Source organism: Salinifilum aidingensis (assembly GCF_054782015.1).
Map to the genome: position 1 here is coordinate 246930 of NZ_BAAGTH010000003.1, position 17849 is coordinate 264778.

The following is a 17849-nucleotide window of genomic DNA, read 5'->3' on the forward strand; positions in this document are numbered from 1 at the left end:
CCAGCTCTGCGCACCGCGGGGCCTGCCATGCGCGCCGGGGCCTGCCATGCGCGGAGTCGCTGCGCAACCCCGGCACCCCCACCTGTGGACAACTCGCCCCCCTGTGGATGGTTTGTGCTCCATTCGCGTGGGGATGGCTTCCAATTTTCATGAAAATTGAATAATCTGGAATGAGTCCAGACTGGGGCGGGTGGTGACCGGGTGGGTGCTGACTCCGCGGCGGGGACCGCCGAGTCGGCACGCGGCCGGGCCCGCGACCACTCAGCGCACGGCCACGCCGGTGCCCGCGGTGATCCGCAGCAGCTCCTCGTAGCTCGTGGGGAACACGGTGCGCGGCGTGCCCGCTGCGGCCCACACCACGGGGTGTTCGGCCAGGCTCGCGTCGATCGCGGTGGGCAGCGGTTCCGGATGGCCGAGCGGGGCCACACCGCCGATCGCCTGCCCGGTCGCGGCCCGCACCTGCTCCGGTGCGGCCCGCTGCAGCGGGGCCCACCCCATGCGCTCGGCCACGACGGACGTGTCCACCCGGTGCGCACCGCTGGCGAGCACGAGCACCGGACCGCGCTCGGTGCCGAAGACCAGGCTGTTCGCGATCGCGCCGAGCGCGTCCGCCGCGTCCGCGGCCGTGCGCGTCGAATCCGGCATCTCGCGGACCTCGCCGCCGACACCTGCCGCTGCGAGGGCCTTCGCCACCAGTCGACTGCGTTCCGGTAGTTCGCCCATGCGGTCCTCCTCCGCTCCGGTCTCCGGCACGCGGGCCGGGCGCGGTGCGGTTGCCCCGCACGCCCCGCCCCGCGGGCCCATCCTCCCGCGCGCCCTTCCCGCCTTCCGCGCAACCCGCCCCGGAGACCCCAGCACCCGAAGACCCCAGCACCCGAAGACCCCAGCACCCGAAGACCCCAGTTCCGGGGCCGGGAGAGCGCGCCCGCACCGGAGGTCCGCGCGGCAGGACGCCGCGACAGGCCGTCTCGCCTCCTACTCTCCGCGCACCGGACGAGCCGGGATCCGCCGCACGAGTGGCGATGATGCCCGAAAAGACTTCTTCGGCGTGTTCATCTTGTGCTCACGTGCACGCCGGTGGATCTTCACAGGTCCCCGCGAGAGTGATTCGCGGCCCGAACCGATTTGGGAGGTTGACGTGTCCCACCCCACCACGCCGTCTTCCGCGGTGACCCGCCGCGGTGTGCTCATCGGCGGTACGGCGACCGCCGGTGTCATCGCCCTGTCCGGGACTGCCGCCGCGTCCACCCCGGGAGCCGGTTCCCCCCGCCGCGGGGACGTGTTCACCCTCGGGGTCGCCTCCGGCGACCCGGCGCCGGACGGGTTCGTGCTGTGGACCCGGCTGGCCGTCGAACCCCTCGCCGAGGACGGCACGGGCGGCATGCCCGACAAGACCATCCCGGTGCAGTGGGAGCTCGCCGAGGACGAGCGGTTCACCCGCGTGATCCGCCGCGGGCGCACCGAAGCCGCTCCCGAGATGGGGCACAGCGTTCACGTGGAGCTCTCCGACCTGCGGCCGGACCGCGAGTACTTCTACCGGTTCCGCGCGCTCGGATCGCTGTCGCGCACCGGCCGCGCCCGCACCGCCCCGCTGCCCGGCGCGATGAGCCCGCTGACCATGGCGTTCGCCTCCTGCGCGCAGTACGAGCACGGCTACTTCACCGCCTACCGGCACCTGGGCGAGGAGGAGCCGGACCTGGTGCTGCACCTCGGCGACTACCAGTACGAGTACAAGGCGGGCGACTACGAGATCCCGGGCGGCAACCCGCGCGAGCACGTCGGCCCGGAGACGAAGACGCTGGCCAACTACCGCCAGCGGCACGCCCAGTACAAGGCGGACCAGGACCTGCAGTTCGCGCACGCCGCCGCCCCGTGGGTGGTCGTGTGGGACGACCACGAGCTGGAGAACAACTGGGCCGACGAGATCCCCGAGGAACCCGGCAAGCCCGGACCGGCCTTCCTCGAGCGGCGCAAGGCCGCGTTCCGCGCCTACTACGAGAACATGCCGCTGCGCCGCCGCTCCGTGCCCTCCGGCATCGACATGCGGCTGTACCGGCGGATCCACTGGGGCGGGTTGGCCACGCTGCACATGCTCGACACGCGCCAGTACCGCGACGACCAGGTCGGCGGCGACGAGTTCGGCACCGACGACCCGAAGCGCCACGACCCGGAGCGCAGCATCACCGGTGCGGAGCAGGAGCGCTGGCTGCTGCAGGGCTTCCGCCAGTCGCAGGCGCGCTGGGACCTCCTCGGCCAGCAGGTCATGTTCTCGGAGATCGACTACGTCAACGGGTCGGACGAGGGTTACAACCCGGACGGCTGGGACGGCTACGTCGGCTCGCGGAAGCGCGTGAAGCAGGGGTGGCAGCAGGCGCAGGTGCGCAACCCGGTGGTGCTCACCGGCGACGTGCACGCCAACTGGGCGAACAACATCCCGGACGCCGAGCGCTCCCGCACCGTCGGCAGCGAGCTGGTCACCACGTCGATCACCAGCGGTGGTGACGGTTCGGACGAGCTGACCGACGAGGAGAAGGGCTACCTGCGGGAGAACCCGCACGTGCAGATGTACAACAACCAGCGCGGGTACGTGCGCACCCGCATCAGCGCCGAGGAGATCCGCGCCGACTACCGGATCGTGCCGTACGTGACGGAGCGGGGCGCGGACGTGGAAACGCACGCCTCGTTCGTCATCTCCGACGGCACGCCGGGGCTGAACGAGGCCTGAGCGGGCAGGTCCCGCGGCGGTGCGCGGCGCCTCCCGCGCACCGCACCGGACCCTCCGGCGGTGGGCGGCGGCGGCACACCGCCTCCCACGGGAGTGGTCGGCCTCAGGTCGGTCGGGTCGGCACCGACCGAATCGTCCATCAGCAACCGGATCGGCGGCCTGTTCCACGTGGAGCGGTGGCTACCGCAGTTGGCGCGCTGACCAGCGTGAACCCCGTCTTCTCGTTTCGGTGCGCCAGCGCTGAAGGGGCCTCATCGCAATCGGGCCCGCCGCAGGTTCTCCGGGGCGGCTCATGCGGGGAAGGCTCGACGTCGTGCAGGTGGCTACCCGATGTCGAGCACCCCGGGGCATGAGCGGCGCTGGAGGTTCTGCCGAGCAACCACCTCAGCACAACGTTGCGGAAGTTCTTCTCAGAACGACAGGCGGCGGAACAGCACGCGCGGCACGTGTCGCAGCGCGGACATCACCCAGCGCATCTGCGCCGGGGCCCACACCTGCTCCTTGCCCTTGCGCACCGCGTCGACGATCACGTCGGCGACCTGCTCGGGCTTCTGCGCCATCGGGGCGGGCTTGAGGCCTTCGGTGAGCTTGGTGTGCACGAAGTTCGGCCGCACCACGGTGACCTTCACGCCCGAGTCCGCCAGCGCGTAGGTCAGCCCCGTGTAGAAGGCGTCCATGCCGGCCTTCGACGAGCCGTAGACGAAGTTGGACCTGCGGGCGCGCTCGGCGGCGGGCGAGGACATGGCGACCAGGTGGCCGTGGCCCTGCTTGCGCAGCTTCTCCGCCAACCGCACGCCCAGCGTCATCGGCGCCACGTAGTTGACCTCGGCGACCTCGCGGGCGGCGTCCACATCGGTCCAGCCCTGCTCGTTGTCGCCCTGCACGCCGAAGGCGACCAGCGTGATGTCGATGTCGCCGTCGGCGAAGGCCTTGTCGACGACCTCGGCGTGCGTGTCCTCCCTGCGCGCGTCGAAGTCCACTGTGGTCACGGTGCTGCCGGTGGCGCGCAGCCGCTCGGCGGCGGCCTCGAGGCGCTCGCCCTCCCGCGCGGCCAGCACGATCCGCAGCGGGCGCTTCTGCGCGTACTTCTCCGCGGTCGTCAGCGCGATGTCCGACGTGCCGCCGAGCACGAGCAGGGACTGGGGGTTACCTACCGCGTCAATCACAGGTCAAGCCTCCGGCTCATGTCTGAGGCGAAAATGCCTTCGGGGTCAACGGATCGGCGGCGCGGCTGTCACAGGCCGAGCCTCCGCGCCTGGTCCGAGCGGAACACGCCCTCCGGGTCGACGGAGGCGCGGATCTTGCGCCACTCGTCGATGCGCGGGTACATCTGCTCGATCATCTCGGCCGAGGTGCGCGACTCCTTGGCCAGGTACAGCCGGCCGCCCGCCTCCAGCACCATCTCGTCGAGCTGCTGGCACAGCCGGTCCAGGCCCGGTGTGATCGGGATGTCGACGGTCAGCGTCCAGCCCTTGCGCGGGAAGGACATCGGCGCCGGGTTGGCCTCGCCGAACGTCTTGAGCACGTTGAGGAACGACACGTGGCCCGAGGCGGAGATCCTGTCGATCGACCGCCGGAAGGCGTCCTCCTGCCCGAACGGGACCATGAACTGGTACTGCAGGAACCCGTTCGACCCGTACACCCGGTTCCACTCGCCCACGAGGTCCAGCGGGTGGAAGAACTGGGTGATGTTCTGGACGATGCCGTACTTGGTCGGTGCCTTGCGCCACCACACCTCGTTGAACGCGCTGATCGTCAACTGGTTCAGCAGCCCGTTCGGGAACACGTCGGGCAGCGAGGCCAGCTGCGGGGCGTCGAACTTGAGCGGCTCGGCGCGGAGCTTCTTCGGCAGGTCCTCGACCTTCGCCGGGTTGCCGCGGGTGAGCAGCGCCCGGCCCATCTTCTCGCCGCGGGCGAGCGAGTCGAACCAGGCGACCGAGTAGGTGTAGTTGTCGTCCGAGCCGTCGGTGAACAGCTCCAGCAGCTCGTCCAGGTTCTTCGTCTGGACGTTGTCCACCAGGAAGTAGGCCGTCTCGACGCGCTTGAGCCGGATCGTGGCGTTGAGGATGATCCCGGTCAGCCCCATGCCGCCGACCGTGGCCCAGAACAGCTCGCTGCCCTCGCCGTCCGGGGTGAGCGTGCGGACCTCGCCGTCGGCGGTGAGCAGGTCCACGGCCAGCACGTGGCTGCCGAACGAGCCCTGCGAGTGGTGGTTCTTGCCGTGGATGTCGGCGCCGACGGCGCCGCCGACGGTGACCTGGCGGGTGCCCGGCAGCACCGGGATCCACAGGCCGAACGGCAGCAGCCGGCGCATCAGGGTGTCCAGTGACACCCCGGCGTCGACGACCACGACCGCCTCGTCCGCGTCGACGCGGTGAATCCGGTTCAGCGCGGTCATGTCGATGACCGTGCCGCCCGCGTTCTGCGCGGGGTCGCCGTAGCTGCGGCCGAGGCCGCGGGCGATGACGCCGCGCTCCCCGGCTTCGCGCACCGCGCGGGAGAGGACCTCGACGTCCGGGGTGCTGATCACGCGGGACTGGGTCGGCGCGGTGCGTCCCCAGCCGGTCAGCGTGCGTAGCTCATCTGTTGCCGGTTCCACCTCGCCGAGTCTAGCCACGGCAGAGGTGCCCGCCACGCGGGGCTCGTGCGCGGATCCGGGCAGAACACCCGGCGGGGACGAAAGACGGCATCGCAGGTCGGCGGTGCGATGCACCCCGCGGGGACGCCGGTACACTCCCGTGGGACACGCCGTGTCCGGAAGCGGGTCTCACCGCCCGCAGGCGGTCACCGCCACCGCTCGTGTGCGCGGAGGCCGGCCTCCCGTCGTACCGAGCGCTGAGGTGAATCGTGGCCGTGGCCGAATCAGCAGTCGAAGCCGGCCGGCGAAAGCTGGGGCTGTTCCGCCAGTTCTTCCGCTTCATCGTCATCGGTGGGGGCTGCGCGCTCATCGACATCGGCAGCTACGCCCTCCTGCTCTCGCTGGGCCTGCCCATCTGGCTGGCCCGCTCGACCAGCTTCGTCCTGGGCACGGGCACCTCGTACCTGCTCAACCGCAGGCTCACCTTCCGGGGGGCGAACACCGGCAACACCGCGCTGAAGGCCGGCGGGTTCGTCGTCGTCTACGTGGCGACGTTCTTCGTGAACATCGGCACGAACCAGGCCTCGGTGATCCTGCTGAACGCCGAGGGCAGCGCGGTGCTGCTCGGGCTGTGCTGGGTCATCGGCCAGGGCCTGGGCACGCTCATCAACTTCGTGATGCTCAAGTGGGTCGTCTTCCGCGACTGAGCAGGTGAGCCCGCCGCGCCCCCGCCCCCTCGTGCCCCCGCGCCGGAGCCCGCGCGGACCGGTGGCCCGGCCGCGTGCCCGGCCGCGGTGCCCCGTCGGGCGAACGGCGCGGCCGCTTCCCCCCGCCTGCGCGGACCGACCCGCCGGCGGTCTCCGCGGAGCTACCGCCGGGGAGCTGGCGGGGCGGTTCGATGTCGCCCGTCTCTCCCCGGCGCAGCGCCGAGGGGCCACCTGAGCAGCGCTTCCATCGGCGGGTTCTCCTGCGCGGCTCTCGCGAGGACGGCGAGACGGTGCGCAGTGACTGCTCGATGTCCGCTGTCCGGGGCAGCTGGGACGTGCAGGAGGTTCCGCTGCAGGGGTCGTGGGCGACTCGCGCTTGGAACGTCCCTCAGAACCCCGTCGTGCCGCTCGGTGCGCCGTAGGCCCCGTCGGGGCGGGACGCCTCGATGTGCGCCGTGGCGACGTGCCCGAAGTTCACGAGGAACCGGTTCCCGTCGGCCATGGTCAGCGAGCGCGTCTGCCCGGACGTGACGACGTCTTCGAGCGCGTCGGCGAGCAGGTCGGCTTCGTCACCGTCCAGGGCGATGCGGATCGGCGAGCTCCCACCGGTGAGGTGCAGGACGAGGCACGGGCGCGTGTTCGTGGTCATGCCTCGAGCGCAGCACACCGGACCCGGGCAGCGACACCGCTGTCCGCTGTCGGCGGAGTTCGCCGCGGGCGGACGCGCGGAACGTGCGGGGTGGTCCCCGCACGGCGGGAGGGCCGCCGCGCGCCGCCCCTACTGCCCGCCGGCCGGGCTGTTCGAATCCTGGTCGTCGTCCGACTGGGAGTTCCGGTCCTTGTCGTTCTCGTTGAACACGCGGATGTTGTTGCGGTCGTTCGAGTTGGGAACGTCGCCCGGCAGGTGCACCGGGTTCGGCAGCGGGCCGGGCCGCCAGGTGCCCCAGTGCGTCTCCGAGTGCACCTGCATCGCCGCCTGCGCCGGCAGCGCGTCCGGTTGGTACGGGTCCACCGCGTAGAGCGATCCCCAGTCGCGGTGGATGTTGTTGCGCAGGTACGTGGGCAGTTCCCGCATGCTCGCGACCACGTTCAGCCAGCCGAACTGCCCGCCCGCGTCCGGGGAGGACCAGCCCTGGCCGATCTCCCGCACTTCGGCTCCCCCGGCCACGCGGAACCGCGGGATCTCCGCGACGCCGTTGTGGCTGCCCGGGAAGTCCAGGCACGGGTTCACCAGCGCCGCCGGCCACTCCACGAACGTGCGCTGGTCGTGCACGAAGTCGGTCATGTTGACCAGCTGCGGCACTCGCGGTGCGCTGAACGCCAGCCACCCGTTCGGCCCGATCGCCTGGTCGACGCCGACGACGCGGACCTTCGTGGCCTTCTCGGCGTCCCCGGAGATCGTGTAGCGGTGGTCGCGCCACCTGGGCGCGCCCTTCTGCGCGATGCCCTGGCGGTCGAGCACCTCGAAGCCGTCCTCGGTCTCCCGGCCGAACTCCAGGTACAGCGAGTTCGCCCCGACCTCGTTGCCGGCGAGCGAGACGACCACGGGCACCTCGCCCTGCGCGGCGCGCTCGGGCAGGTCGTACCACTGGGTGCGCAGTTCGCCGGTGCTCAGGCCCTGCTTGTCGTAGCTGCCCCACACCGGTGCGTCGTCGGTGCCGAACCTGTGCGGCGGGGTCCAGTCGGGCTCGGTCGGGTCGGTGCCGTCGCCGTCGGGGAGCCGGCCGCGGTCGAACCCGGTGATCTTGGCCTGCAGGTACTCGTCCGGGCTCTCCTGCTCCTCGAGCCGCGAGGGGGGCATGTCGAGCTTCGAGTCCTCCTCCAGCGGCGCCGCCCGCGCCGGCTGGCTGTCGGAGACCGGCAGCATGCTGTTCTTCGGGTTCGTCTCGACGTAGACGTAGTCGGACAGGCCGCAGCTCGCCCCGGCGACCTGCTGGACGTTGTCCGCGCCCACCGAGTAGCTGCCCCACTGCTTCTGGATGACCTTGGCGAAGTTGGCGACCTCGAACAGCACGAGCAGCGCGCACAGGATCGACAGCGGAGCCGTGCCCAGCCGCAGCGCGCGGCTGCGCTTCTCGTAGCTGGTGAAGCTCTCGTCGACGACCTTCGGGTTGTTCTCGTCGATGCGCAGGTGCTCGATGAAGGCGACGACCAGCGCGATGCCGGCGGCGACGAGCAGGTACGTGCTCACGCCGTTGCCGAACAGCTGCGGCGGTTTGTCGAACCAGGGCACGCCCCACCCGGAGACGTACCACCAGGCGTTCGGGCCGGTCGTGGAGAACGCCAGGATCAGCAGCAGCCCGGCGATGAACACGGCCCGGTTGCGCTTCGAGCGCAGCACGGTGCTGCTGGTCGCCAGCGCGGTCAGGGCGGCGAGCGCGCCGCCCACCGCGGCGTAGATGCCGAAGTGGTGGGTGTGCTTGGTGGGGGTGAGCATGAGCACCACGAAGTACATCGCGGTGATCGCCAGCAGGCGCCGGCTCGGCCCCAGCGACGCCCCGCGGATCCGCCCGCGCCGCAGCAGCATCACCAGGCAGGTGGCGATGCACAGGATCACCAGCAGCACGGGGAAGCGGCGGGTCATCGACCCGTCGGAGGAGGAGCTGAACAGCAGGACGTACCGGTTGAACTCCTCGAACCAGCTCTGGCTCGGGCCGATCTCGGTGCGGATCGAGGTCGCGTCCAGCACCGACTGCCAGGTCTGGTCGACGTAGATCAGCGCGAGGATGACGAAGCCGGAGGCCGCGATCGGCGCGAGCACGGGCAGCCAGCCGTAGGCGTTGATGCGCTTGCGCAGCAGGCGCACCAGCGGTTTCGCCGCGGCGATGTAGGGCAGCACGGACACGAGCCCGTGCGGGTTGGCCGCCACCGACAGCGCGGCCACGACGAGGCCGAGGGTGGCCGGCATGAGCCGCGCGGTGGCCACCGAGCGCTCCACCGCGCACAGCGCCAGCAGGGAGAACAGCACGACGACCGGTTCCGGGCGCAGCCCGTTGTTGTAGGGCAGCCAGAACGCGAGGAACACGGCCGCTGCGGCCCAGCCGGCGGCGTGGCTGCGGCGGACCTGCTGCCCCAGCCGCGGCAGCACTTCGCGGCTGATGAGCATCCAGCTGAGGATGCCCATGATCAGGGCGGGCAGGCGCACCCACGGCGTGGCCGTGGAGATCTGCACCCAGAAGGCGTAGAGCTCGTAGAACCAGCCGAACGGCGCCTCGGGCGAGCCGAGCCACCGGTAGTAGTTCATCACGTAGCCGGCGGACTCGCGTGCTCGCGCGATCGACAGGATGTAACCGTCGTCGGAGGTCATCGCGCCGCCGATCCACCAGAGCGCGAGCACGCCGATGACGGAGGTGTCCCGGAAGGTGGGCCGCCACCACCCGCGCGGCACGAGCCGCGGCGGTCTCCTGCCCGCGCGCACGTCGAGCCGGCGCACGCACACGATCGAGCCGATGAAGCAGGCCACGGCGAGCAGCATCACCGCGATCTTGAGGACGGTGGGGGAGCTCTCGTACCGGTCGTCCACGCGGGCCTGGAACGAGGTGCCGGACACGGGGTCCTGGTTCTCGTCCAGGTCGGAGTAGACCCCGGTCACCTGCGGGCGCTGGTCGCCGTTGAGCTGGGCCAGCTGCGCGTCGCCGACGCTGGCCGTGGTGCTGCTGCCGTCCGAGTCGATCGAGATCGCGCAGTCGCCCGCGGGCAGGTCCGCGCTGCCGACGCGTTCACCGGCGGTCAGCAGGGAGAGCTGCCCGTTGCTGATCTCCAGGTTCAGCCCGGTGAGCTTGCCGTAATCGGAGTTCGGCGGGTTCGTGGCCAGCAGCGTGCCGGTGCCGGGGGTCCGCGCGTCCAGGCTCCGCGCGGTTTCGCACGACATGTCGAACTTCAGCCACACCGGTTGGTAGGACACCAGCGGTGCGGAGACGGCCTTGGTGCCCTCGGCCGTGGGCCACTTCAGCGTGGTGATCTCGTGGTTGACCGGCATGAACGGCACGGCGAGCGAGAGCAGCGCGCCGAGCAGGCCGAGCAGCGTCGCCAGGAGCGTGACCCGTCGCGGCGACGCCCCGGGGCCGCCGCGGGGTGTGGCGGACGGTTCCTGCCCGTCCGAGTGCTGCTGCTGATCATGCCCGGTGAACACGGAAGCGAGAATAGTAGCCGGGTGCGCGGGCCCTTCCCCCGAGTGCGGTGCTTGTGCGAGCTGCCACGTCCTGTAACGCCGTGCGCTGGGATCTCAGCGCGCTCTCAGTTCCGTCTCAGCGTTCCGTGACCGGTCGGTGATCTGTTTTCCCCCGGAATGACACAGGGTTTCGGCGGCTCTTCCGCGCGGAGCGCGCCCGCGGAATGTCGGATCGGCGCCGAGTGCGCGGCATTCTCGCGGAAACACGAATTGTCCTCATGCGACCGGGCGGTGCGCGGATCGTCGGTTTCGCGCGAGGGTTCCGCGGTCCGGACGGTGTTCTCGAAAGACCTGGGCGGTAGCGCCGCGATCGGGAGCGCCCAGCGGGGGCGAGCCCCGCGGTCGGAACAACCCCGTGGGCGGGAGCACCTCGGCCGGAGCGCGCCCAGCGGGGAGCGGGGCCGCAACGTTCCCTCGGATCCGCGCGCCCCGGAAGGACCGCGGGGCCGCGGTGCAGCAGGGCCGGAGCACCGCGCGGGGCTCCGCGCGGCGGAGGTCCTGCGCGGGGGCTCCGGCCGCGCAGGACCTGCTCAGTGGCCGCGCGTGGCTACCCGATGCCGGGGGTGCCGCAGCGAGGTCTCGCCGGAGGTTCCCCCATCCGCTCGCCCTCAACGGCCAATACGCGGACTCCCTCAGCGGCGGAAGAAGTGCTCCCGCTGCCCCTGGCGCACCAGCCGCAGCCAGTCGCGGAACGCCTTCGGATCGCGCCGGTGCCCCACGAAGTACAGGCCGAAGCGCAGCACCTCCAGGGCGCCGATCTTGCGCATCCCCGGCTGGGAGAGCAGGTAGCCCCGGTTGCGGTAGGTGTAGTAGCGCTTGTTCGCGTCCGCCGGGTCCTGCGCGTGCAGCCGGCCGCCGAGCATCGGCTTGAACTCGGCAGAGCCGTCCGGGTGCACGAAGCGGGTGCGCAGGGAGGTGCCGAACGGCAGCCCGGAGCGCACCACGCGCCGGTGCATCTCCACCTCGTCCCCGCGGAAGAACAACCGGTAGTCCGGCACGCCGATCACGTCGAGCGTGCCCGCGCGGAACAGCGCGCCGTTGAAGAACGAGGCGATGCCCGGCAGGAAGTCCGCGCCGTCGGGGCCGCGCAGCTCCTCCGGGCGCCGCTTCCACGTCAGACCGCGCCGCAGCGGGAACGCGAGCCTGTCCGGGGTGTCGATGTTGACCACCACCGGCGACACCGCGGCCAGCCCGCGCCCTTCGGCCTCGTCCAGCAGCGTGCGCAGCGCGTGCTCGTCGGCGGGGCGGCCGTCGTCGTCGCCCAGCCACACCCACGCGGCGCCGAGCGCCAGCGCGTGCAGCATGCCCAGCGCGAAGCCGCCGGCGCCGCCCAGGTTGCGGTGCGCGGGCAGGTACGTCGCCGGGATCGGCGCCTCGGCCACCACGTCCGCGGCCGGCTGGTCCGGCCCGTTGTCCACGACGACGAGGTGGTCGGGCGCGCGGGTCTGCCCGGCGATCACCTTCAGCGACTCCGCGAGCAGCTCGCGCCGGTGCCGGGTGACCACGACCGCGACGACGGCGTCGTCCGGCAGCGTGCGCTCGGGCTGCGCTGACTCGGGCTGCACTGGCTCGGGATGCGCTGGCTCGGGCAAGGCGGGCTCCGGCTGGGTGGGATCCGGGGTGGCGGGCTCGGACAAGGTGGGCTCCGGCTGGGTCGGCTCGCTCCGGGCGGGGTCGGTGCTCACGCGCTCGCGTCGTTCTCCGAACTCGACTGCGCGCACGCCCCCTCGGCCGCGGCTCCGGCCGAGCTGGCGCGCGCCGCCGACTCCAGGTCGGAGCGGTTCGCGCCGTTGGTCGCGGTCTCGGCGCTGCCCAGGCGCTGCTGGGCCTCCTTGCTGAGGTAGGGGAACGGGTCGTAGCCCTTGTAGTGGGTGAGCACGTGGCGCAGGTCGCCGCGCTCCTTGATCCCCCCCTGGTCCATCCACAGGGCCGTGTCGCACATCTCGACGAGGAACTCGTCGGAGTGCGAGGCGAACACCAGGATCCCGGAGCGCTTGACCAGGGCGTGCAGCCGGTTGCGGGCCTTCTCCATGAACTCCGCGTCGACCGCGCCGAGCCCCTCGTCGAGGATGAGGATCTCCGGGTCGATCGAGGTGACCACGCCCAGCGCCAGGCGCACCCGCATGCCGGTGGAGTAGGTGCGCAGCGGCATCTCCAGGTAGTCGCCGAGCTCGGTGAACTCGGCGATCTCGTCGACCCGCTTGAGCATCTCCTTGCGGCTCATGCCGAGGAACAGCCCGCGGATGAGCATGTTCTCGTAACCGGAGATCTCCGGGTCCATGCCCACGCCGAGGTCGAACACGGGGGCCACGCGGCCGACGACGCGGGCGCTGCCCCGGGTGGGTTCGTATATGCCGGACAGCAGCCGCAGCAGCGTGGACTTGCCCGCGCCGTTGTGCCCGACCAGCGCGACCCGGTCGCCGTGCCGCAGGGACAGGTTGATGTCGTGCAGGGCCTCGATGATCGGCACCTTGCTGTCCGTGCCGATCTTGCCCCCGGTCTTGCCGAGGACGGCCTTCTTCAGCGAGCGGGACTTCGCGTCGAAGATCGGGAAGTCGACCGCCGCGTTCCAGACGTCGATGCTGACCACGGTTTCCTCCCGATCAGACCCAGTACGGCACGCGCGAGCGGTAGTTGCGGAGGACGAGCAGCGCGAGCAGCCACCCCGCCGCCGTCAGGCACAGCACCACGAACCAGTGGTGCCAGACCTGCTGCTGTCCCAGCAGCGGGGCCCGGAGGATCTCCACGTAGTGGTAGACCGGGTTGAGCTGCGCCAGCCACGCCCGCGGGCCGGCGTTCTCCTTGAGCACCTCGATGGGCCAGACGATCGGCGACATGAAGAACAGCAGCTGGGTGAGGCTGTTGACCACCGGCGGGATGTCCCGGAAGCGGGTGCTGGCCACGCCGAACAGGAGCACGACCCAGCCGCCGTTGAGCAGCAGCAGCCCCAGCGCGGGCACCGCCGTGATGATCGTCCAGTCGATCGGCGGCCGGAAGATGGCGAGGATCGCGAAGTAGACGACGAAGTTGTGCAGGAAGAGCAGGAACTCCCGCCAGACCGTGCGGAGCACGTGCACGGTGACCGGCGCGGGCAGCTGCTTGATCAACCCCTCGTTCTGGATGAACACCTCGCAGCCCGAGGTCAGCGAGCCGAGGATGAAGTACCAGATCATGAACCCGATGGCCATGTACGGCACGTACTCGGAGGGGTCCTGACCGAAGATGGTGGAGTACATCACCCCGAGACCGGCGGCGGTGACGCCCATGCCGAAGCTGATCCACAGCGGACCGAGCACGGAGCGGCGGTACCGCTGCTTGATGTCCTGCCAGCCGAGGTGCGCCCACAGCTCGCGCTGCTGCAGCGCACTGGTGACGTCGCCGATGCCCTTGCGCCAGGAGCGCGGCGAGCTCGCGGGGGGAGCCGGAACGTGTTCCTGCGTGCTTGTCGCCTGCACAATGCGTCAGACTACCGACCGTCGGCGCGGCGCCTGCTCGGGGCGTCGCCCACCTCCGGTGATCGTACTTTTCCGGCACCGGTGGGGAGATCCCCGCCCGGTGCGCCCGATCTCGCCCTCGATGTCCGCCGTGCTGTCCCCGGTGTCCGCTGGGCCACCCGGTGTCCGCTGTCCCGCGGCCGCGCTGCACGAGTCCGCACGACCGCGGTGCCGCGGGGCCGCGGTGCCGCGGGGCCGCGTGCTGGGCCGCCACCAGCCGGGAACGCGGTCCCGGCTGGTGGCGCTGCACAGGGGCCGGGTTTCGCAGGTCCCGGGCTTCCCGGGGTGCCGGAGTCACAGGTACTGGCCGGTGCGCGGCCCCGACTCCTGCTGCTGCTCCTGACCGGCGGGCAGGCCGCGGCGCATCTGCTCCAGCTGGGCCCGCGCGGCCATCTGCTGGGCGTACAGCGCCGTCTGCAGCCCTTGGAACAGCCCCTCCAGCCAGCCGACGAGCTGGGCCTGGGCGATCCGCAGCTCCGGCTCGGACGGCGTCTCCTCCTGGGTGAACGGCAGTGACAGCCGCCGCAGCTCCTCGACCAGCTCCGGAGCCAGGCCCTGCTCGAGCTCCTGGATGGAGCTGCGGTGGATCTCCTTGAGACGACCGCGGCTGGCCTCGTCCAGCGGTGCCGCCCGCACCTCCTCGAGCAGCTGCTTGATCATCGTGCCGATCCGCATGACCTTCGCCGGTTGCTCGACCATGCCGCGCAGGTCCTCGCCCTGGTGCTCGGGCTCCTCGGCGTCCCCGCCGCCGGCCTGCGCGTCGTCCCCGACGACGAAGACGGACGAACGGTGCTCGGGCTCACCCTGCTCGTCCTGGCTGAGGAAAAACTGCGACATCGTTCCTCCCGGTCCGGCGGTCCCGCCGGTGCGCGGTTCCTTCCCGCGCACCATTGTGCCCGGCTCGCCAGCCCGCCGTGCTCCCGACGCGCGTTCCCGCGGGACCACGGGCAGACCGTTGGCGGGAGCTGCGGGCAGGCCCGCGGGCAGGCGCTGCGGACCTGCTGCCCTCCCGAGGGGTTGTGCGCATTTCGCGCGAGAGGTACACACCCCTCGGGCGGGTGAGGTACTCGCGTTCAGGGGCGCTCGAGCAGCACCTTGCCGCGCACCCCGCCGGCCTCGAGCATCTCGTGGGCGCGCGCGGCCTCGGGCATCGGCACGCGGGCGTGCTCGTGCACGCGCACCTGCCCGGAGCCGATCAGCGGCCACAGGCGTTCGCGCACGTCGGCGACGATGGCCGCCTTGCCGTGCGGGCCGTGCACCGGGCGTCCGCGCAGCCCGAGCACGGAGAGGCTGAGGCGTTTGAGCAGCATCTTGCCCATGTTCAACTCGGCGGTGCTGCCGCCCTGCATGCCGATGACGGCCAGGTGCCCGTCCGGCGCGAGCGCCGCCAGGTTGCTGTCCAAGTAGGACGCGCCCATGTTGTCGAGGACGACGTCGGCGCCGCCGAGCTCCTTCACCGCCGCGGCGAAGTCCTCCTCGCGGTAGTTCACGGCGAGTTCCGCGCCGAGCTCGCGGCAGTGGCGCAGGCCCTCCGGGGAACCGGCGGTGGTGGCCACGCGCGCGCCGAGGGCGACGCCGATCTGGACGGCGATGCTGCCGATCCCGCCGGAACCGCCGTGCACCAGCAGCAGCTGGCCCTGCCGCAGTCCGGCGTGCATGACCACGTTGGACCACACGGTGCAGGCGACCTCGGGGATCCCGGCCGCGCCGGTCAGCCCGACCCCGTCGGGTTTGGGCAGCACCTGCTCGGCCGGTGCGGTGACCTTCTCGGCGTAGCCGCCGCCGGCGAGCAGCGCGCACACCTCGTCGCCGACGGACCAGCCGGTCACGCCCTCGCCGAGCTCGGCGATCGTGCCCGAGCACTCCAGACCGAGGATCTCGCTGGCGCCCTGCGGCGGCGGGTACGAGCCCTGGCGCTGCACCAGGTCGGCGCGGTTGACCGCGCTGGCGGTCACCTCGATGAGGACTTCGCCCGCGCCGGGGCGCGGATCCGGGTGTTCGGTCCATTCCAGCACGTCCGGGGAACCCGGTTCGCGGATCGCGATCGCGTACATGTCCCCGACACTAGGACTGCTCCGGGGAGGTGCGCCGGGGAGGCCGCCGGAGGGGCAGCGGTCCGCCGGGCGAGCGGCGAGGCCGCTTCCTCCCCCCGCGCGGAGCGACATCGGAGGTTCCGCCGCCTGCTCCGCTGCGGAGATCAGCACGCGAAATGGCTCAACGAGGTCCTGCTAGTCCAGCGCGCGGCGGAGGAAGAACCGGATCCCCGCGTAGGTGAACACCGCGCAGGCGAGCACGAGCGCGAGCACGCAGATCCACGGCGGCATGTGCGGGATCCCGGGCACGAGCGCGCCGCGCAGGCCCTCGCTGACGTAGGTGAGCGGGTTGACCGCGCACACCACCTGGAACCACCGCAGGTCGTGCAGCTGCGCCCAGGGGAACTGCGTGGACCCGGTGAACATCAGCGGGGCCAGCAGCACGGCGAACATGATGTTGATGCGGTGCGGCGGCACGGCGGTGCCGAAGGTCAGCCCGGTCGCTCCACCGGTGACCGCGCCGAGCAGCAGGCACACCGCGGCGGGCAGCGTGGCGACGCCGAACTCCCAGTGCATCGGCCCGAGCATGAGGAATCCGATGGGCACCATGAGCACCGCGGCGAACAACCCGCGCGTGGCGCCGAAGAGGATCTTCTCCAGCGCCACCCACGGCGTCGGCAGCGGCGCCATCAGCCGGTCGTCGATCTCGCGCGTGTAGGAGAAGTCGACGACCAGCGGGAACGACGTGGTCTGCAGCGCGACGAGGAACGAGTTCAGCGCGATCATGCCCGGCAGCAGGATGCGCGCGTACTCCGGCTGCACGTAGCCGAGCTGGCCGAGCACGTTGCCGAAGATGAACAGCATGAACACCGGCTGGATCATGACCTGCGCGAGGAAGCTGGGCAGTTCCCGCCCGGTGACCACGACGTCGCGGCCGAGGACGGCGAAGAACGCGCGGACCGAGGTCAACGCAGCTCCCTTCCGGTGTGCTCGATGAACACGTCCTCGAGGGTGGCGCTGGCCGGGGACAGCTCGAGGATGTCCACGTCGTGCGCGGTGAGCGTGCGCGCGATGGGGGCGAGCATCGTCGCCGGCTCCTCGGCCACGTACAGGCGCAGCCGCAGGTCCTCGGCGCCGTCGCCGTCGTCGATCCGCTCCCACCGGTGCACGCCGTCCACCTCGCCGAGCCGGGCGCAGATCTCCGCGGCGTCGTGCCCGTCCGCCCGCAGGCTCGCGTGCACTGCTCCGCTGCCGGGCAGCGATTTGATCAGCGCGCGCGGCGTGTCGAGGGTGAGCAGCTTGCCGTGGTCGACGATGCCGACCCGGTCGGAGAGCTTCTCGGCCTCGTCCATGTCGTGCGTGGTGAGCACGACCGTGACCCCCGCCTGGCGGAGCTCGGCGATGCGCTCGTGGACGAACAGCCGGGCCTGCGGGTCGAGTCCGGTGGAGGGTTCGTCGAGGAACAGCACCGCGGGCCAGTGCATCAGCGCGCGGGCGATCATCACCCGCTGGGACTGCCCGCCGGAGAGGTGGTCGACGCGGGAGGTGGCCTTCTCGGCGATGCCGAGGCGGTCGAGCAGCTCGTCGGCGCGGCGGCGCCGAGTGCGCCGGTCCACGCCGTGGTAGATCGCGTGCCAGAGCAGGTTCTGCCGCACGTTCAGCGAGCGGTCGAGGTTGACCCGCTGCGGCACGACGGCCACGTGCCGGCGCGTGCCCACCGGATCGCGGGCCACGTCGACGTCGGCCACCCGGGCCACGCCGCTGGTGGGGACGACGCGCGTGGTGAGGATGCCGACCGTGGTCGTCTTGCCGGCGCCGTTCGGGCCGAGCAGGCCGAAGATCTCGCCGTGGTGCACGGTGCAGGTCAGGCCGTCCACGGCGGTGGTGCCGCTCTTCGGGTAGCGCTTGACCAGGTCGACGATCTCAACCGCGGCGGTCACAGTTCCTTCTTTCCGGGGCGCTCCGGGATGCGGGTGCTGCGGTCGAGCCTAATGCCGCCGAGGTGGCAGGGGCAGCGCACCGCGTGCGCGGGGTGCCGCGCGTTCGCGGCCGGTGCACCGCGGCAGCCGTGCCGGTGCACCGCGTTGCACGGGCGCCGCGAGGCCCCGCGCGCGAAAAGCTCCGTTCGTCCGGGCGATGCG

Annotated in this window: 14 protein-coding genes; 2 read left to right on the forward strand and 12 right to left on the reverse strand. The window is 71.6% G+C overall.

The window, feature by feature from the left end; all coding sequences use genetic code 11:
- Nucleotides 1–261: 261 nt before the first annotated feature.
- Entirely contained in the window at nucleotides 262–723 is a 462-nt protein-coding gene (locus ACYVJE_RS06190) for a YbaK/EbsC family protein (RefSeq protein WP_461143676.1), read from the reverse strand.
- 415 nt (nucleotides 724–1138) lie between these two features.
- On the opposite strand from ACYVJE_RS06190, the gene ACYVJE_RS06195 reads away from it, so the two are divergent.
- Complete coding sequence (locus ACYVJE_RS06195; RefSeq protein ID WP_461143677.1) at nucleotides 1139–2725, forward strand: alkaline phosphatase D family protein; 1587 nt, start codon at nucleotides 1139–1141, stop codon at nucleotides 2723–2725.
- A 410-nt stretch (nucleotides 2726–3135) separates the two neighbouring features.
- On the opposite strand, the gene ACYVJE_RS06200 is transcribed toward ACYVJE_RS06195, so the two are convergent.
- Nucleotides 3136–3891: a decaprenylphospho-beta-D-erythro-pentofuranosid-2-ulose 2-reductase gene (locus ACYVJE_RS06200; protein WP_459157876.1), complete on the reverse strand. Its 756-nt coding sequence runs from the start codon at nucleotides 3889–3891 to the stop codon at nucleotides 3136–3138.
- Between the two features lie 68 nt (nucleotides 3892–3959).
- A complete protein-coding gene (locus ACYVJE_RS06205) occupies nucleotides 3960–5324 on the reverse strand; it encodes an FAD-binding oxidoreductase (protein WP_459157877.1) in 1365 nt (454 codons plus the stop codon).
- Nucleotides 5325–5578: 254 nt separating this feature from the next.
- Between ACYVJE_RS06205 and ACYVJE_RS06210 the strand changes: the two genes are divergently transcribed.
- A complete protein-coding gene (locus tag ACYVJE_RS06210; protein WP_459157878.1) occupies nucleotides 5579–6010 on the forward strand; it encodes a GtrA family protein in 432 nt (143 codons plus the stop codon).
- A 388-nt stretch (nucleotides 6011–6398) separates the two neighbouring features.
- On the opposite strand, the gene ACYVJE_RS06215 is transcribed toward ACYVJE_RS06210, so the two are convergent.
- The 9 genes from ACYVJE_RS06215 to ACYVJE_RS06255 form a co-directional block, all read right to left on the reverse strand.
- On the reverse strand, nucleotides 6399–6659 hold the full coding sequence (locus ACYVJE_RS06215) for a hypothetical protein (RefSeq protein ID WP_459157879.1): 261 nt from the start codon (nucleotides 6657–6659) through the stop codon (nucleotides 6399–6401).
- Between the two features lie 129 nt (nucleotides 6660–6788).
- The gene (locus tag ACYVJE_RS06220; protein WP_461143678.1) at nucleotides 6789–10142 is read right to left on the reverse strand and encodes an arabinosyltransferase domain-containing protein; all 3354 of its coding nucleotides are present in this window, start codon (nucleotides 10140–10142) and stop codon (nucleotides 6789–6791) included.
- A 671-nt stretch (nucleotides 10143–10813) separates the two neighbouring features.
- Nucleotides 10814–11746: a galactofuranosyltransferase GlfT1 gene (gene glfT1 / locus ACYVJE_RS06225; RefSeq protein ID WP_461143679.1), complete on the reverse strand. Its 933-nt coding sequence runs from the start codon at nucleotides 11744–11746 to the stop codon at nucleotides 10814–10816.
- Nucleotides 11747–11862: 116 nt separating this feature from the next.
- Complete coding sequence (gene wzt / locus ACYVJE_RS06230; protein ID WP_461143680.1) at nucleotides 11863–12771, reverse strand: galactan export ABC transporter ATP-binding subunit Wzt/RfbE; 909 nt, start codon at nucleotides 12769–12771, stop codon at nucleotides 11863–11865.
- A 13-nt stretch (nucleotides 12772–12784) separates the two neighbouring features.
- Nucleotides 12785–13636 carry a galactan export ABC transporter permease subunit Wzm/RfbD gene (gene wzm / locus ACYVJE_RS06235; RefSeq protein ID WP_461143681.1) on the reverse strand — a complete coding sequence of 284 codons (852 nt, stop codon included), beginning with the start codon at nucleotides 13634–13636 and terminating at the stop codon, nucleotides 12785–12787.
- A gap of 333 nt (nucleotides 13637–13969) precedes the next feature.
- Nucleotides 13970–14512, reverse strand: coding sequence for a bacterial proteasome activator family protein (locus ACYVJE_RS06240; protein WP_459157884.1), 543 nt, complete (start codon nucleotides 14510–14512; stop codon nucleotides 13970–13972).
- 236 nt (nucleotides 14513–14748) lie between these two features.
- On the reverse strand, nucleotides 14749–15729 hold the full coding sequence (locus tag ACYVJE_RS06245; protein ID WP_461143682.1) for an NAD(P)H-quinone oxidoreductase: 981 nt from the start codon (nucleotides 15727–15729) through the stop codon (nucleotides 14749–14751).
- Nucleotides 15730–15903: 174 nt separating this feature from the next.
- Nucleotides 15904–16677, reverse strand: a complete 774-nt coding sequence (locus ACYVJE_RS06250; RefSeq protein WP_459157886.1) for an ABC transporter permease — start codon at nucleotides 16675–16677, stop codon at nucleotides 15904–15906.
- On the reverse strand, nucleotides 16674–17648 hold the full coding sequence (locus ACYVJE_RS06255) for an ABC transporter ATP-binding protein (RefSeq protein ID WP_461143683.1): 975 nt from the start codon (nucleotides 17646–17648) through the stop codon (nucleotides 16674–16676). Before ACYVJE_RS06255 ends, ACYVJE_RS06250 begins: the two co-directional genes overlap by 4 nt.
- Nucleotides 17649–17849: the final 201 nt, after the last annotated feature.

What these genes read in the sequence shown, in the direction of transcription:
- ACYVJE_RS06190 (WP_461143676.1), bottom strand. Translation starts at nt 723, where the DNA reads ATGGGCGAACTACCGGAACGCAGTCGACTGGTGGCGAAGGCCCTCGCA.
- ACYVJE_RS06215 (WP_459157879.1), bottom strand. Translation starts at nt 6,659, where the DNA reads ATGACCACGAACACGCGCCCGTGCCTCGTCCTGCACCTCACCGGTGGG.
- ACYVJE_RS06240 (WP_459157884.1), bottom strand. Translation starts at nt 14,512, where the DNA reads ATGTCGCAGTTTTTCCTCAGCCAGGACGAGCAGGGTGAGCCCGAGCAC.
- ACYVJE_RS06245 (WP_461143682.1), bottom strand. Translation starts at nt 15,729, where the DNA reads ATGTACGCGATCGCGATCCGCGAACCGGGTTCCCCGGACGTGCTGGAA.